At 64.7% G+C, this 14,822-nt stretch carries 18 protein-coding genes; 4 read left to right on the top strand and 14 right to left on the bottom strand.

The window, feature by feature from the left end:
* Positions 1-3 precede the first annotated feature (3 nt).
* From CAY82_RS04960 to CAY82_RS04950, 3 genes are read right to left on the bottom strand one after another with little or no spacing between them, the layout of a single operon-like run.
* Positions 4-1,644: an intermembrane transport protein PqiB gene (locus CAY82_RS04960; RefSeq protein ID WP_087500176.1), complete on the bottom strand. Its 1,641-nt coding sequence runs from the start codon at positions 1,642-1,644 to the stop codon at positions 4-6.
* Positions 1,628-2,272 carry a paraquat-inducible protein A gene (locus CAY82_RS04955; protein ID WP_087500175.1) on the bottom strand — a complete coding sequence of 215 codons (645 nt, stop codon included), beginning with the start codon at positions 2,270-2,272 and terminating at the stop codon, positions 1,628-1,630. Before CAY82_RS04955 ends, CAY82_RS04960 begins: the two co-directional genes overlap by 17 nt.
* Positions 2,269-2,865 (bottom strand): paraquat-inducible protein A, encoded by a 597-nt coding sequence (locus tag CAY82_RS04950; RefSeq protein WP_087500174.1) that lies wholly within the window; start codon positions 2,863-2,865, stop codon positions 2,269-2,271. Before CAY82_RS04950 ends, CAY82_RS04955 begins: the two co-directional genes overlap by 4 nt.
* A gap of 150 nt (positions 2,866-3,015) precedes the next feature.
* Between CAY82_RS04950 and CAY82_RS04945 the strand changes: the two genes are divergently transcribed.
* Positions 3,016-3,489, top strand: coding sequence for a YMGG-like glycine zipper-containing protein (locus CAY82_RS04945; protein ID WP_087500173.1), 474 nt, complete (start codon positions 3,016-3,018; stop codon positions 3,487-3,489).
* Positions 3,490-3,537: 48 nt separating this feature from the next.
* Here the strand turns inward: CAY82_RS04945 and CAY82_RS04940 are convergent, their stop codons facing one another.
* Positions 3,538-4,443, bottom strand: coding sequence for a LysR family transcriptional regulator (locus CAY82_RS04940; protein ID WP_013972086.1), 906 nt, complete (start codon positions 4,441-4,443; stop codon positions 3,538-3,540).
* A 164-nt stretch (positions 4,444-4,607) separates the two neighbouring features.
* On the bottom strand, positions 4,608-4,793 hold the full coding sequence (locus tag CAY82_RS04935) for a hypothetical protein (RefSeq protein ID WP_087500172.1): 186 nt from the start codon (positions 4,791-4,793) through the stop codon (positions 4,608-4,610).
* A gap of 201 nt (positions 4,794-4,994) precedes the next feature.
* Here CAY82_RS04935 and CAY82_RS04930 point away from each other — a divergent pair, with 201 nt between their 5' ends.
* Positions 4,995-5,381 carry a VOC family protein gene (locus CAY82_RS04930; protein ID WP_087500171.1) on the top strand — a complete coding sequence of 129 codons (387 nt, stop codon included), beginning with the start codon at positions 4,995-4,997 and terminating at the stop codon, positions 5,379-5,381.
* 6 nt (positions 5,382-5,387) lie between these two features.
* On the opposite strand, the gene CAY82_RS04925 is transcribed toward CAY82_RS04930, so the two are convergent.
* Genes CAY82_RS04925 through CAY82_RS04895 form a run of 7 tightly spaced genes read right to left on the bottom strand, consistent with a single transcriptional unit; the run spans position 5,388 to position 11,670 of the window.
* A complete protein-coding gene (locus CAY82_RS04925) occupies positions 5,388-6,755 on the bottom strand; it encodes a sensor histidine kinase (RefSeq protein ID WP_087500170.1) in 1,368 nt (455 codons plus the stop codon).
* Positions 6,752-7,414 carry a response regulator gene (locus tag CAY82_RS04920; RefSeq protein ID WP_087500169.1) on the bottom strand — a complete coding sequence of 221 codons (663 nt, stop codon included), beginning with the start codon at positions 7,412-7,414 and terminating at the stop codon, positions 6,752-6,754. The genes CAY82_RS04925 and CAY82_RS04920 overlap by 4 nt, the downstream gene beginning before the upstream one ends.
* Before the next feature lie 2 nt (positions 7,415-7,416).
* Entirely contained in the window at positions 7,417-8,058 is a 642-nt protein-coding gene (locus CAY82_RS04915; RefSeq protein WP_087500168.1) for a tetratricopeptide repeat protein, read from the bottom strand.
* Positions 8,055-8,861 carry an SDR family oxidoreductase gene (locus tag CAY82_RS04910; protein ID WP_087500167.1) on the bottom strand — a complete coding sequence of 269 codons (807 nt, stop codon included), beginning with the start codon at positions 8,859-8,861 and terminating at the stop codon, positions 8,055-8,057. Before CAY82_RS04910 ends, CAY82_RS04915 begins: the two co-directional genes overlap by 4 nt.
* Positions 8,848-9,528: a TenA family transcriptional regulator gene (locus CAY82_RS04905; protein ID WP_087500166.1), complete on the bottom strand. Its 681-nt coding sequence runs from the start codon at positions 9,526-9,528 to the stop codon at positions 8,848-8,850. The genes CAY82_RS04910 and CAY82_RS04905 overlap by 14 nt, the downstream gene beginning before the upstream one ends.
* A gap of 14 nt (positions 9,529-9,542) precedes the next feature.
* Positions 9,543-11,003 carry an AMP-binding protein gene (locus tag CAY82_RS04900; protein ID WP_087500165.1) on the bottom strand — a complete coding sequence of 487 codons (1,461 nt, stop codon included), beginning with the start codon at positions 11,001-11,003 and terminating at the stop codon, positions 9,543-9,545.
* Positions 10,993-11,670, bottom strand: a complete 678-nt coding sequence (locus tag CAY82_RS04895; RefSeq protein ID WP_087500164.1) for a thermostable hemolysin — start codon at positions 11,668-11,670, stop codon at positions 10,993-10,995. Before CAY82_RS04895 ends, CAY82_RS04900 begins: the two co-directional genes overlap by 11 nt.
* Before the next feature lie 111 nt (positions 11,671-11,781).
* On the opposite strand from CAY82_RS04895, the gene CAY82_RS04890 reads away from it, so the two are divergent.
* Positions 11,782-12,351 carry a hypothetical protein gene (locus CAY82_RS04890; protein WP_087500163.1) on the top strand — a complete coding sequence of 190 codons (570 nt, stop codon included), beginning with the start codon at positions 11,782-11,784 and terminating at the stop codon, positions 12,349-12,351.
* Between the two features lie 373 nt (positions 12,352-12,724).
* Here CAY82_RS04890 and CAY82_RS04885 read toward each other — a convergent pair whose 3' ends face one another.
* Both CAY82_RS04885 and CAY82_RS04880 read right to left on the bottom strand, forming a co-directional pair.
* Positions 12,725-13,150: a VOC family protein gene (locus tag CAY82_RS04885; RefSeq protein WP_087500162.1), complete on the bottom strand. Its 426-nt coding sequence runs from the start codon at positions 13,148-13,150 to the stop codon at positions 12,725-12,727.
* Between the two features lie 310 nt (positions 13,151-13,460).
* Positions 13,461-14,387, bottom strand: coding sequence for an alpha/beta fold hydrolase (locus CAY82_RS04880; RefSeq protein WP_087500161.1), 927 nt, complete (start codon positions 14,385-14,387; stop codon positions 13,461-13,463).
* A 236-nt stretch (positions 14,388-14,623) separates the two neighbouring features.
* Between CAY82_RS04880 and CAY82_RS04875 the strand changes: the two genes are divergently transcribed.
* Positions 14,624-14,821 carry a hypothetical protein gene (locus tag CAY82_RS04875; protein ID WP_087500160.1) on the top strand — a complete coding sequence of 66 codons (198 nt, stop codon included), beginning with the start codon at positions 14,624-14,626 and terminating at the stop codon, positions 14,819-14,821.
* The last annotated feature ends 1 nt before the right edge of the window (position 14,822 follow it).

The raw sequence follows: 14,822 nt of genomic DNA, 5'->3' as shown, positions 1-14,822 counted from the left end.
TCCTCAGGGTTCAAGGTCTTCGGCACCGGCCGCTTTCGGCCGACCGCGAATCAGCGACTCGGGGTGCCGCCCCAGGTAATCGGCCAGGTCACGCAGCGAACGCGACATGCGCTCCAGCTCATCCAGGGTTTCGCCCATCCGCTCGCGCTGCGGCGAGTCCTCGGAGATGGCCGAATTGGCCGTGCGCAGGGTCTTGTGCACTTCGTCCAGCGCCACTTTCACGTCCGGCAGCGTCTGGCCATTGAACTGTTTGAGGCTGGCGCGCAACTCACGCAGGCTGCCGTCCAGATTGTTGGCGATGCTCTCCAGCGGCAGTTTGCTGATGCGCTCCACCACCCGCTGCAGCTGTTCCTGCAACTGCTCCAGGCTGCCCGGCAATGTGGGGATGGTGATGGGGTCGGCGGTCTTGTCGAAGGTCACCTTGGGGGCATCCGGGTAGAAATCCAAGGAAATGAACATCTGCCCGGTGATCAGGTTGCCGCTACGCGCCTGGGCCCGCAGCCCGTGCTCGACGAAAGTGCCGATCAGCCGCCGTGCGCCGTCCATGTCGCCTTCGGCATGCTTGAACACGGCCAGCATCTTGCGGTGTACCGGCCCCAGCCGCTGCGGATAGATCACCGCATCGACCACTACGGGGAAGGTCTGCCGGGTGGCATCGTAGTCGAGCTGGACCGAGGTGACCCGGCCAAACTCCACCCCCTTGAACTCCACCGGGGCGCCCACCGACAGGCCACGCATGGCCTGCTCGAAACGCAACTGCAGGTACTGTGCCTGGCCGCTGGGCGGTGCCAGGGCGGTATCGCGGTCGGCAAACAGCTGGAAGCGCGCCTGGTCGGCAGCGGGCTCGGTTTGCGGGGCGAAGTCGGGCGAGCCAAAGGCCAGCCCGCCCACCAGGATCGACGACAGTGATTCGGTATCGATCTTCAGGCCGTTGGCGCCGATCTGCATGTCGACGCCACTGGCGTTCCAGAAGCGGGTATCGGCAGTGACGAAGCTGTCGTAGGGGGCCTGCACGAAGACGCCAATCTCCACGCCCTTGCCATCGTCCTGCAGGGCAAAGGACACCACCTCACCTACCGGGATCTTGCGGTAGTAGATCGATGAGCCAATATCCAGCGACCCCAGATTGCTGGCGGTAAGGACAAAGCGCTTGCCCTTTTCGTCGTAGGTGATCGGCGGTGGCAGCTCCAGGCCGACAAAGGACTTCTCCGGCACTTTCGATTCGCCGGAATCCGCGCCGATGAAACTGCCCGACAGCAACGTGTCCACGCCGGACACGCCGCCCACCCCAATGCGTGGCCGCACCACCCAGAAACGCGCGCCCTGGGTGGCGAACGCGCGGGCGTCGTTGGACAGCTGGACCTTGGCAACCACGCTCTTCTTGTCCTCGGCCAGGTCCACCGTAGTGACTTCGCCAATCACCACGCTGCGGTACTTGACCTGGGTCTTGTGCGCCACCAGCCCTTCCCCGGTGTGGAAGGAAATGGCGATGACCGGACCTTGCTGCATCCAGTTGCGCACCACCAGCGAAGCGCCGATCAGGATCGCCAATATCGGCACGATCCATACCAGCGACACACTCCAGCGCCGGGTACGCACTTCAACCTGGCCCGCGCCCTCGGGCTTGTCAGTCTGTTGCACCATCAGTACGGCCTCCCTCGTTGGCACGGCTATCCCAGATCAGGCGTGGGTCGAAGCTCATCGCAGAAAACATGGTCAGTACCACCACCATGCCGAAAAACAGGATGCCCACCCGCGGCTCGATGGTACCCAGCCCGTGCAGTTGCACCAGCGCCGCCACCAGTGCCACCACCATCACATCGAGCATCGACCAGTAACCGATCAGCTCGACGAAGCGGTACAACTGCGAGCGCTGCCGGCAGGCCCAGGCGGAACCGCGCTGGGCGGTGAAGAGCAACAGGCCGAGCGAGAAGAACTTGATGGCCGGCACGCCCACACTGGCGATGAAAATGATCAGCGCAATGTCCCAGGCGCCGGCCTCCCAGAACTCCAGCACACCACCGCCAATGGTGCTTGCGCTGCCGCTGCCGAGCATTTCGGTGTGCATCACCGGTAGCAGGTTGGCGGGGATGTAGAAAATCAGCGCCGCCAGCAGAAACGCCCAGCCGCGGCTGATGGCATTGGCCTTGCGCCGGTGAATGGCAGCACCACAGCGGTCGCAGGTGCGCGCGCCGCTGCCCAGTTCGCAGGCCTGACCGCAACCATGGCACAGGCACAGGCCCAGGTCGTCGGCCTTGGCCGGGGTATTCATACCTGCTCCCACAAGTCGCGGATGTCCTTGCCGGCGATATGGATGATCAGCATGCTCAGCGCGGCCAGGGCCAACAGGCCGATGCCGGGGATCACATCGAGCAACCCCGCCAGCTTGATCACCGCCACCATCGCCCCCAGCAGGCACACCTCCAGCATGCTCCACGGCCGCAGGCTCTCCAGGCTGCGCATGCACAGGGCAAACCCGGGAGCGCGCTGGCCAGCCAGAGCGAAACTCAATAGCCAGCACAACACGGTAATCTGCAGCACTGGCGCAAAGATGATCGCCAAGGCCATGACCAGGGCGATGAAGGTGATACTGCCGTGGCTGAGAATCTGTACCGAGTCCCATAATGTCGCCGAGTGGGTCAGCCCTTGCATGCCGATGGTCATCACCGGGTAGAAGTTGGCGAAAACCAGCAGGATGCCCCCCGTCACACTCAGGGCCAGCCGCTGCTGCACGGTCAACGATGTGTGCCGGTACAGCACGCCGCCACAGCGCGGGCAAAGGGCGCGCTGGTGCTTGAGCAACGGCGCACGGTGGTACACCGTGTCACAGTACTCACAGATGATCAGCTGCTGGGTCTGGCTCATGGGGTTTCCACAGGTAGCCCGGATTCACGCCGTGATACGCAGGCGAACCACGTTTGATATCCGGTTTAGACCATCCCGGCAAAACTGCCATCATCGACAGCAAAGAGAACTATCCTGTGAAACGGGATCCCCACCCGCTGGAGGTTTGCCATGCGTACGTTCACGTGGAGTTACCTGCTGGTGCTGCTGTGCGCGGCATCGGCGGCCCAGGCGCAGTCGGTGGTACCGCTCAAGGGCCAGAGCAGCCAGCAGATGCAAATGGATATCAATGATTGCAATACCGTCGCGACCAATGCCGCGAACAGTGCCGCGACCTCCAGCGACCCACATGTCGGTGGCCGCGTACGCGGTGCCGCCGCTGGCGCGGTTGCCGGTGCGGCAGGCGCGCAGGTGCGCGGCAACCAGCACGACGAGCTGTATGACCGGGTCGGTGACGATGCCAAGGAGCAATACCGGCAGAACCGCGCCGGCGAAGTGGCCGCTGCCGGTGCTGCGGTCGGTGGCATGCGCCAGCGTCAGGATCGCCGTCAGGACCGGCGCGGCCAGGACGAAGCGAAAGCACAGGCCCATGCCAGTGCCTACGCCGGCTGCCTGCAAGGTCGCGGCTACCAGGTCAACCCCTGATCAGCAGGCACGCCATGCCTCGGCAGGAGAATGCATGGCGTGCCCGTTTCAGAACTTGGCCAGTTCTTCCCGGCAAAACTCGACGAACAACTGCGCCGGCTTGGTCAGTTGCACCCGTTTCAACCACGCCGCCGCCAACCCTGACAGCGCCACTGGCTCGGCGATATCCAGCATGGCCAGGCGTTGCCCGTCGTAGGTGTACTCCGAATGCGGCCGCGTCACCAGCAGCGAAAAGCCGAAGCCCTGCCCGACCATGCCGCGCACCATCTCGATCGACGGCGAGCTGAAGACGATGTTGGGCGTCAGGCCCATTTCGTTGAACAGGCTGACGAAGTAGGTACGGCTGGGGGCCACGTCCAGCAGGATCATCGGCTCCGGGCACAGGTCGCGCAGCGATACCTGGGCCTGGCCGGCGAAGCGGTGATTCTCAGGCAGCAGTACATAGGGCTTCTGCGGCGGCATCAACGGCTCGGCCTCGATGGTACCGTCCAGGTCATGGTCGTAGAGAAACGCCAGGTCGAAGGTACCGGCAGTCAGGCCCTGGATCAGGTCCTGCTGCTCGCCGTCGCGCAGGCGGATATCCACCCCCGGGTAACGCTGGCGAAAGCCGGCAATCAGGCGTGGCAGGTACAGCGGTGCCACCGTTTCGAAGCAGCCGATGTCGATTTGCCCGGCCACGGTATCGTTGTCGGCCAGGGCGTTCTGCTCGAATTCGTGGGCCATCTGCAGCAACGACTTGGTCTTGGCATAGAAGCGCTTGCCGCTGGGCGTCAGCGAGACGCCCTGAGCATGGTGGCGGATGAACAGCTGCACGCCGAAGCTCTCCTCCAGGCTCTTGATGGCCGTGGAGATGGAAGGCTGGGCGATGTACAGCTGACGTGAAGCCTCGGCCACGCTGCCGGCCTCCACAGTGGTGACGAAGTACTTGAGTTGTCGCAATGTGTAGGCCGCCACGGGCACCTCTCTGACGCCGGTCTGGGCGCGCTGGGATCATGCCTGACACTTTACCCTTGGCAGCGGGTGGGCGGGGGCTGGGTAATGAAGGATTTACCTATGGCCTGAGCAGGTTTTTACGAGGGGACGCCGTGCGCCCCCCCCCCCCCCCCCCCCCCCTTGCTTCACTCGAAATCGATGTTCGCGATTACACAGTCATCACCGATCAGTTTGTACCCTGGCGCACAGGGCATGCCGACGACTGGCCCTATACCGCGCTTGCGCCTGGACAACGTTACCTGCGGTTCTGCATTTTCAAGGTGTTCGTGGTCGAGGGTGTCGTCCGGTTGGTTCTTGGGTTCTTCTTGCATGGGGTTCACTCCTTGGGTTAGGTGGTATTGCCCGATCAACGCTACAGCCCCCATCGCCACCAACCCATCTGGAACTTTGACCGTGAAGAGAAATGCTGTCGGATCGCGTTGCATTGTTCGCGAGTGAACCCGCTCCCCTGGCCAAATGCCCCTGATTGTCTTTACTGGTACTCAACGGCTCCAGGCATACGGTGTGCGTTCATGAAGATCATAGTCACCAGCATCCTCGTCGACGACCAGGCCAAAGCCTTGGCTTTCTACCACCACGTACTCGGTTTCGAGCCCAAGCACGACATCCCCATGGGCCGACACCGCTGGCTGACCCTCACCTCCCCCAACGACCCCAACGGCGTCGAGCTGCTGCTCGAACCGGATGTGCACCCGGCCGCCAAGCAATACAAGACCGTACTCAAGCAGGACGGTATTCCCGCCACCTCGTTCGGCGTGCGTGACATTCAGGCCGAATACACCCGGCTGTGCGCAGCGGGCGTGCAGTTCACCCAGCCACCGACCGCCATGGGGCCCGTCACCGTAGCAGTGTTCGATGACACCTGCGGTAACCTGATCCAGATCGCCCAGAAACACTAGCAACGTTCAGGGTCCCACGGGCAGGCGCAGGGTCGCGCGCAACCCGTGCGGCTGCTGGTTGCGCAACTGCACGCTGCCACCCAGGTGCGTCATGATGGTGTTGACGATCGACAACCCCAGCCCCGCGCCATTGGTCGAGCCCTTGCTGTAGAAGCGCTCGAACACCCGCTGCTGGTCGGCCACGGCGATGCCCGGCCCTTCGTCGTCGACGCTGACCAGCAGGGCCTGCCCTTCGCGCTGCAGCGTCACGGTGACCCGGCCGCCCGCCGGCGAGTGGTCCACGGCGTTGGTCACCAGGTTCTGCAGGGCAATGCCCAGCGCGCTGGCGTCGGTGTGCACGTGATAGTCACCTGCTACGATGTCCAGCGAAGGCTCCAGCCCGCGCTCCAGAATCCATGGGGTCAACTCGGCCAGGGTCTCGGCCACTACACCCTCCAGGTCCACCCGCGGCCAGTCACGCCGACCTGGTCGCGGCTCCAGGCGGGCCAGGGTCAACAGCTGGTTGACCACCCGGGCAAGGCGATCGACACCGCCCATCAGGAACTGCAGAGACTTGTCCCGCTCGGCCGCGCTGGCTGCATTGAGGGCGTTCTGCGCATGCAGGCGCAGAATGGCCAAGGGCGTGCGCATCTCGTGGGCGGCATCGGCGATGAAGCGGTGCTCGCGACGCAGCAGGTCGTCGATCTGCCCGAGCAGCCGGTTGATCGCCGCCTGCATCGGTTCCAGTTCCTTCGGCAGCGGTACCAGTTGCAACGGCTCGAGCGACTCAGCGTGGCGGGCGCGGATCACCCTGGCCATGTTCTGCAAAGGCCGCAGCCCCCAGCCAATGGCCGCCCAAACCAGCAAGGCCAGGGCCAGGCTGCCGAACAGGAATGGCAACAGCGTGTGCCGCACGATGCGTTCGATCAGGTCGTCACGCACGTCGTTGCGCTCGCCCACCCAGATCACCCACTGTTTTTCCGGCACCGGCAAGACGAAACTGCGCCAACGACGCCCATCCACCACCACGTCGGCAAACCCCGGCGCCCGAGGTGGCTGCCCCAGTTGCGGGGCGCTGGGCGTGTGTACCAGCAACCCTTCGTCATCGGCCCACACCTGGAAGGCCAGCTTGCTCTCGTAGCGGTGCCCCACCCCAACGTGCCCGGCCTTGCTCAAGGCCTCGTCGAAGGCGCGGTACAACTCGTCACGGCTCTGTCCCTGCACCGGCAGGCTCATGATGCCCTGCAGCAGCCGCGCGTTCTGCGCCAGGTGGGCATCGTACACCTCGTTAATTTCGTGGCGACTGTCGTGGTAGTTATACAGCGCCAGTAATCCGCTGCCGCCAAGCAACAGCAGCATCACCCGCCATAAGGTGCGTTGACGCAGCGAACTCATGCCTTGACTTCCACCAGATAGCCGATCCCGCGTACGGTACGAATCAGGCCGTTGAACAGCTTTTTGCGCAGGTGGTAGATGTTCACTTCCAGGGTATTGCTCTCCGGCTCTTCATCCCAGCCATACAGCAACTGGGTCAACCGCTCGCGGGTGAACACCTTGCCCGGCTGGGCCAGCAACTCGTGCAGCAACAGGTATTCCTTGGGCGTGAGCACCACCGGCTGGCCCAGGTACCGCACCTGCTGGCTGACCGGGTCCAGACACACCCCGGCATGCTCTATCAGCACCTGGGCGCGGCCGCTGCTGCGCCGCAGCAGGGCCCGCAAGCGGGCCTTGAGTTCGTTGAGGTCGAAGGGTTTCACCAGGTAGTCGTCGGCGCCTGCGTCCAGCCCGGCGATGCGGTCGTCGGTGGCGTCGCGGGCGGTCAGCACCAGCACCGGCAGGCTCTTCCCGGCTGCGCGCAAGCGCCGCAGCAGCTCGATGCCGTCCAGACGGGGCAAGCCCAGGTCGAGGACGGCCAGGTCGAACTCCTCGTGGCACAGGGCATGCAAGGCGCTGGCGCCATCCTGCAGCCAGTCGAGGGTGTAGCCCTCGCGGCGCAGGCCGTCACAGATACCCTCCCCCAATGCGGCATCGTCTTCTATTAGCAGCAGGCGCATGCTCAGTCCTGTTTGTCCCTGATCGCTTTGAGTAAAGCATCGATTTCACCGCGCCGGCCCTGGTCGGCCAGTTCCCGCCCGGGCCGGGGCGGTGCCTGCAACGCCTTTTGCAAAGCGGCGCGGGCTTCGTCGTAGCGGTTCTGCCGGTACAGATGATCGGCCCAGAAGTAGTTGCTGTCGATACCGTCAGGGTTGATCGCCAACGCCTGGCGCAGCATGGCCTCGGCCTTGGCCTGGTCGCCGAAGCTCAGCGGCCAGCCGGGCACCTGGTCGTACAGCGCACCCAGGCTGGTGTAGGCCGAGCCCTGCAGCGCCTTGGGGTCCACGGCCAGGGCCTTTTCCAGGCTGACGCGGGCGGCCTTGACTTTGCTCAGCGCGCCCAATCCGCCGGTGGCACCGGCCCAGCTGCTGTTGACGATGCCGTCCCAGATCAGCGGCTCGGCCGAACCCGGGTGCTGGCGCACCAGCGCCGCCGACTGTACCGCCAGGGCCTCGAACGCCCCGGCACGCTGGGCTTCGGGCAGATTGTAGCGGATCACCGCCCAGCGCTGCTGGATGGCATTGAGTTGCTGGGTACCGTTCTGGTCGAGGGCCCAGGTGAATGGGGCGATGGCCAGCAGGCTGGCCAGTATCAGACGCTTCATTTGCTCGACTCCTTGCTGTGCCAGGTGCTGTAGCGACGGATCAGCGGCAGTTGCTTGCGCAGGGCACGGTCGACCACACCCGGCAGCATGCCGTTCAGGCGTACGAAAAGTTTTTCCGGCCAACCCAGGTACAGTTCGTTGCGCTCGGCCTGCACCGCGTCGAGCACCGCCCGGGCAACATCCTGCGGGTCATCGACACCTACCTTCAGCGCCTGGTTCAGGGCTTGTGCGGCGCTGCTGTTCATCGACGTACGGGTGGTGCGCGGTGCGGCATACAGGACGTTCACCGAGGTGTCGGCCAGCTCGCGGCGCAGCGCCTCGGAAAACCCGCGCAAGGCAAACTTGCTGGCGCAGTATGTGGCATAGCCCGGGTAGCCGATCGAGCCGTAGATCGAGCCCACGTTCACAACCAGGGCACTGGGCTGCTCGCGCAGCAACGGCAGGCACAAGCGGGTGAGCTGCACGGCAGCCTTGATGTTCAGGTCGAACAACTCGTCCAGGGCCGCCTCGTCCATCTGTTCGAGCAAGGCGAAGCGGTTGACCCCGGCGGCGTTGATCAACAGGTTGCAACAACCCATCGCCCGCGCCGCTTCCAGTACGTCGCGGCGGCCTTCGGCGCTGCGCAAGTCGGCCTGCTGCCAACGCAGTTGCCCGGGGTAGCGCGCCATCAGCTCGGCCAGCTTGCCCTGCTGCCGGCTTACCGCCAGCACCCGGGCGCCGGCGCTGCACAGCTGGTCGGCCAGTTCCAGGCCGATGCCGCCGCTGGCGCCGGTGAGCACCGCCACGCAATCAGGCAAGCGCATGCTGTGCCTCCTGCTGCGCGGTACGCGGCAGCCCTTCGAACATGGCGGTGTACAGGTGATACACCACTTTGGCGGCATGGATCACCGCCTGCTGGTCCTCGGGCTGGTCCAGGCGGTTCATCAGACTGCGGTAGGTAGCCATATGGTCCTGGTCCAGGGCACCGTGGGAACTCAGGTAGCTGAACGCCCGGTCCGGCAGGCCGAGGCTGCTCTGCAGGGTACCGGCAGCCTGGGTGGCCAGGGCAATGCTGGTACCTTCGAGCACGTTGACCATGCCGAACAGCCCGACCGGGTTGCCACGGGCAATCTGATCGTAGAGAAATGCCACCATCAGCTCGATGGGCAATGCCGGGCGACCGCCCGCCACTTGGTGCGGGTCGCCACCGCAGGCGGCGATGTCATCGAGAATCCAGCGCTCATGGCCGTACTCCTCCTCGATGTACTCGCACACTGCGCCGCGCAGCCACTCCAGCCGCTGCGGCAAACGGGCCCCGCAGGCCATCATCAATGGCACGGTGTGCCGCACGTGGTGGTAAGCCTGGGTGAGAAAGGCAACATAGGCCTCGAGGCTGGCCTTGCCGGCCAGCGCGTCACGGATGACCGGGACGCTGAACAATGCCGTACGCTCGTCGGCGGTTTCCTGTTGCAGCATATCGAAGAAAAGCATGGCAACCTCGTGGGTCATTGAAGGTCGGATAACAAGGCGTGGTAACACCGCAGGATCTGCTCGCGGCGTGGCCGGCCGTTGGCGGTCAGGGTTTGCCTGGCAGCACTCAAGGGTTCGGGCAGCCGCCGCCAGGCATGCACCCGGGCATAATCCGGCAGCCCGGCATTGGCCTGGCGGACGGCCTGTTCCAGGGTGTGATCATCGGCCTGCGGGTCCAGCGGCCAGACCAGCGCCAGGTTGTGTGCCAGGCCCTCGCCATGGACGAACGCCTGGGCGATCACCCCGCCCTGGGTCAGTTCGGCCTCGACCCACTCGGGGTTGACGTTGCGCCCGAAGCTGGTGCTGTACTGGTGCTTCTTGCGCCCGGCCAGGTACAGGAAGCCGTCGCTGTCGAAGTGGCCCAGGTCACCGGTCGGCAACCATGGCTCGCTGAAGGGTTGCTCGCCCAGGTAGCCGAGCAACGCCGAACCGGCCACCTGCACTTCGCCATCTTCGGCAATGCGCACCTGCACATGCGGCAGCGGCCGCCCGACACTGCCCGGACGGTGCGCCCCGGGGCGATTGAGGCATACCACCGAAGCGCATTCGGACAAGCCATAGCCCTCGAACACCGGCAGCCCGACGGCCTCGGCTCGGGCCAGCAGGCTCGGCGCCACCCGCGCGCCGCCCACCGCCACGAAGCGCAACGGGCCAACCCGCATCAGGCCGCGCTCGATGGCGGTGACCAGCCCAAGCAGCAGTTGCGGCACCAGGATGAGGCTTTCGGCACCACTCAAGGCGATGGCGCCCAGCAATTGCTTGAAGTCAACCTGGCTGGCACCGCGAAAACCCAGCTGCGCCTGTGGGTACAGGGCAATGCTCGCCCCAGCCAGCAGGGCTGCGTACAGGCCCAGGTTTTCCAGCAGCACCGCCAGGGGCAAAACCGCCAGGTACTTGCCCGGCGCCGTAGGTCGGCTGGCGGCCTCCAGTTCACGCGCTACCCGCAGCATGGCATCGGCGCTCAGGCAAACGCCCTTGGGTGCACCGGTGCTGCCAGAGGTGTAGGTAATCTTCGCGGTGCCCGGTGGCAAGGGCACGTCCGCTGGCAGCTGCCGGCTCCAGAAGTGCTCACCGGCGTTGAAGCCGCTGGCGTGCAAGTCGTCGGCGAAGGCCTCATCGGCCAAGGCCAGCACCGCCCCGCTCTGTGCCAGGCAGTGGCGGCGCTGGGCACTGCTGAAGAACGCCGGCAGGATGACGATGGGGCGTGCCGCGAACAGCGCCGCCAGGTCCCAGAGCAACGCCTCGGGGCCGTTTTCCAGGGCCAGCGCGAAGGTGCCTGGCGGCTGTGCGCTCAACCAGGCCTGACGTTGCTCGACCTCGTCCAGCAACTGGTGATAGGTGAATCGCCCGGCAAGGCCCAGCAACGCCAGTTGCGTCCCTCGCTGGCGAGCATGCTGTTGCAACACTTCCCTGAACAGCTGGCGCTCATGCGGCATGGCCGGCCTCCTGCATGCTCGCGGGCAAACCCAGCCGCTCGAACACTCCGCTGTGGGCAAGGGCAGCATGGCCGTAGCCGATGCTGCCGACGAACACCTGAGGATGCTGCGCGTAGTAGCTGCCCCAACTGCCGGCGTCGCCGTTCAGCCGACCAGGGTCGGCCACGGCCAGCGCCGTGGGCACCAGGCCCAGGCGATGAAAGCTGTTGACCAGGGTCGCGGCCCCGGTGAAGGCCACCCACTGCAAGCCGCGGGCGGCAAGCAACCAGGTCACGGCAATGATCATGATCCGCGCGCTGCCGGCGCTGAGCGCGGCCAGGTTGCCCACTTCGACCAACTGCGCACGGCTCACCGGGCTGGCCGACAGCCGGGTCACGGCCACCTCCAGCGGTTCATCCAGGTAACGCTCGATGAAGGTCGGCCCACTGCTGGCCGGGCGTATGCCGACGGCGGCCATCAACCGCCCATGGCTGTCATGCAGGCCGAGCAGTTCGGGCAGGTAGTGCTGCACATCGGCATGGTGCGCGCAGGCAAAGCGTGCGTGAATGAATTGCTCCAGCTCTTCGCGCCCGGGTTCCCCGGTGTGTTTCAGCGTCAAGTGGGCAAGGCGATTGCCATGGCTGCCGATAGCCAGTGGAAACAGGCTGGAGCTGTCTGCCTGGGTCATGGCAGTCCCCCTTTCAAGTCAGTTGTTGGGGGTAGTATCCGGGGGCAATCTGAAGCCAATCTGAAGTGCTACATTTGCCATTGCCCTCACGCGCACCAACAAGGAAAACAGATGCGCCACGAATTCAGCGAAGTGCTCAACGACCTGGTCGACTACTTTCTGCTCGGCGATATCCAGCTGCTCGAGCGCTTCAAGCAAGAACATGAACTGCCCGACGACCTGGCCCATGCGTTCACCCACGGCGACAGCGGCGACCAGGCCGTGCGCGAAGGTGTCGTGCTGCCGCTGGCCGGGGTCGATAACCTGCCCTACCGCATCCTGTTCACCCTGGACAACCACACCCCGGCCCTGTGCGAACCCGGCAGCCGCCTGAAGCACCGCCGCAATGGCTATGTGCTGCAGGTCGAGCACGGTGCGTTGATGCTGTACACCTGGCGCATCCTGCAGCACTTCACGCCCAAGACACTGGGAGACCTGATGGCACGCTACCAGGTGCCGGGGCGGCCGATCATCGAACTGGACAATGGCTGGTACGACGTGGAGGTGCTGGCGGGTGCGCTGGTGCGTGACGGGCTGTACGAGCCGGCGTTCGAGTTCGTGTTGAAGAAGCGCTGGAGCCGGGGCGAGGCTGCTGGGGTGGATACCGGGTATGTCTTTGGGTTGCGTGGTTATTTCGACTGATAGGTTGACTGTGCCGGCCGCTTCGCGGGTGACCCGCTCTCATAGAACTGCACATAACTCATTGAATTAGCAGGGACCCTGTGGGAGCAGCTTTAGCCGCGAACACCGGCGCAGCCAGTGCCATGCACCGCGTTGGATTCTTCGCGGCTAAAGCCGCTCCCACAGGGTACGCGGATTGCTTGCAATTTCAGTTATCTACGCGCCCCCCGCAATCCCGATCGGGTACCACAAGCCGTAATAGATATCTCCGGTCGCCACCACCATGGCAAACGCCACCGTCGGCAGGAATGCGGTCGGACAGGCTGCCGAAGAAGATGAAGAACGGCGTGCCGATCAGCAGCGAACCGGCTGGAGGGAGCGTTGCGAAGGTTACTCATGACGCCTCCGCTGCTGGTACCGGCCCTTTCAGCTCGACCTGGTTGCCATCCGGGTCGTAGCAGTACAGCGACAGCCCCTCACCTTCAGCGCCATAGCGCTTTTCGGCAGGTTCAACCTTAACCCCTGCGGCTTGCAGGTAGGCCCTCAGTGCTGGCTCGTCGAACGGCTCGATGCGCAGGCAGAAATGGTGCAGGTTGCGCCCCTCGGCCCCCGGCGCCGCCCCACCAGGCTTACCCAACGGGCCGTCCAGGGTCACCAGGTCGATCATAGCCGTACCGGTGGCCAGATGGACCATGCCCAGGTCTTCGCGCACGCGGCTGACCGTGCAGCCGAGCAGTTCGGTGTAAAAGGCGACGCTGCGCTCCAGGTCGCTGACCCGCAGGACGAGGTGGTCGATGTGCTTGATGGCGAATGGTCGCATGCCAAGGCTCCTTGTGGCCGCTGGATTCCTGTGGGAGCGGGCGTGCCCGCATTAGCTCATTGGTTTGCCAGGGGCCTGTAGGAGCAGCCTTGTGCTGCGAAGAGGTCGGTACTGAAAATGCTTGTCTGTTGCCTTTACCGGCCTCTTCGCAGCACAAGGCTGCTCCTACAAAGGACGCGCCAAGCGAGTGAGATCTGTTGTCTGCGCAACAGCGCAGCCCAAAGAGCTGGACAACCACCCACAAGGGATCATGCAAGCTCGATGAGATTCACCACCATAGCCCACGTGCGCATGACATGACCATATCCAGTTACTCGTTTACCAACCGTTGCAGCACGCCCCCTTCATGGCGGGCCAGGATCCGCAGCAGCTGGTCGACCAGCGACCGGTCCGGCGCATCCAGGTGGAAGTGGTGCCCGCCCGGGTGCCAGGAGATCTTCGCCTGGCTGGGCAAGGCCGCCTGGCGCCGGGTAAAGGCCTCACCGGTGAATGCCCCCTGGCGGCCGAACAGCAGGTACAACGGGCAACGGATCTGGCTGAGCAGGTCGCAGGCTTCGCGCTCGGTCAGCGGCATGGGTTCGGGCAGCACCAGGCGCGGGTCGTGACGCCAGCAATAGCCCTCGCCCAGCTGCAGTAGGTCACGCAGCGCCAGCAGCCGCGCCGCCCCTTCCGACAGCCCGGTATCCAGACGCTCGCGGCGTTGCTCCAGGGCTGTGTCCAGGTCCTCGAAACGGCCGACGTCCGGCTCGGCAAAGCCTTGCAGCTGGCTGCGCTGCACCATGCGTTTGAGCCGGTAGGCCCGGGCCAAGTGCTGCACACGGTCATCCTCGGCCACCGTGAACGGTGCACCCATGCCGTCGAGGAAGGTCATGCTGGCGATACTGCTGGTCATGGCCGCCAGCAGCGATGCCACCCCGGTGCCCATGCCATGTGCCAGCACATGAAATTGCGCCAGGCCCAGGCGGTCAGTCACCGCCAGCATATCCTCGGCATGTTCCCACAGGTAGTAGCCACTGTCGTGGCGGCGATGGTCCGAGCGACCGTGGCCGACCAGGTCGGGGGCGACCACGAAGCAGCCGTCGAGCATCGGGGCCAAGCGCTCGAACGAGGCGGCGTTGTCCAGCCAGCCATGCAGGGCCAGCACGGGGATGCCGTCTTCCGCCCCCCAGGTCCGTACCGCTATTTCAATACCGTCGAGGTCCAGCAGGTGATCCTTGGGACTGCACAGCGAATGCATCGTAGTTCTCCCTGATAGAGCGCCGGCCCATGGCCAGGCATCACATGACGCCGGCCCATACCCCACACACCGGCATCATCCACACGACATGCCTACCCCATGCCTTGCTCCACCATCTCCCAACAGTCCTGCCCGCGCTGCTCCCCTACCGACCCTCTCGTGCACAGGACCGACCTGTGCATTCAACTAAATACCACCGCATGCCGAGGCGAAACCTGTCGACTTGGTGCCGAACGATGTACCCCGACCATACCCGCCGCATCGTGCAAAGCATCCGCAAGGACTGCCTGGACGAAAACGGCACGCTACGTCGGGTTCCCCTCAATGAGGAAGCCTATGTCAACGCTACGAACGCCTTGGCCCAGGCACAGCAGGAGGTGGAAGCCGGGCTACTGCTGAGCCTTACCCGGCAAGCGGACATCCTCGATACCTGAA

The organism is Pseudomonas sp. SID14000, from assembly GCF_002165135.1.
Taxonomy (GTDB): domain Bacteria; phylum Pseudomonadota; class Gammaproteobacteria; order Pseudomonadales; family Pseudomonadaceae; genus Aquipseudomonas.
The sequence above is the reverse complement of the archived record's forward strand: the minus strand, read 5'-3'. Positions and strand labels throughout refer to the sequence as shown.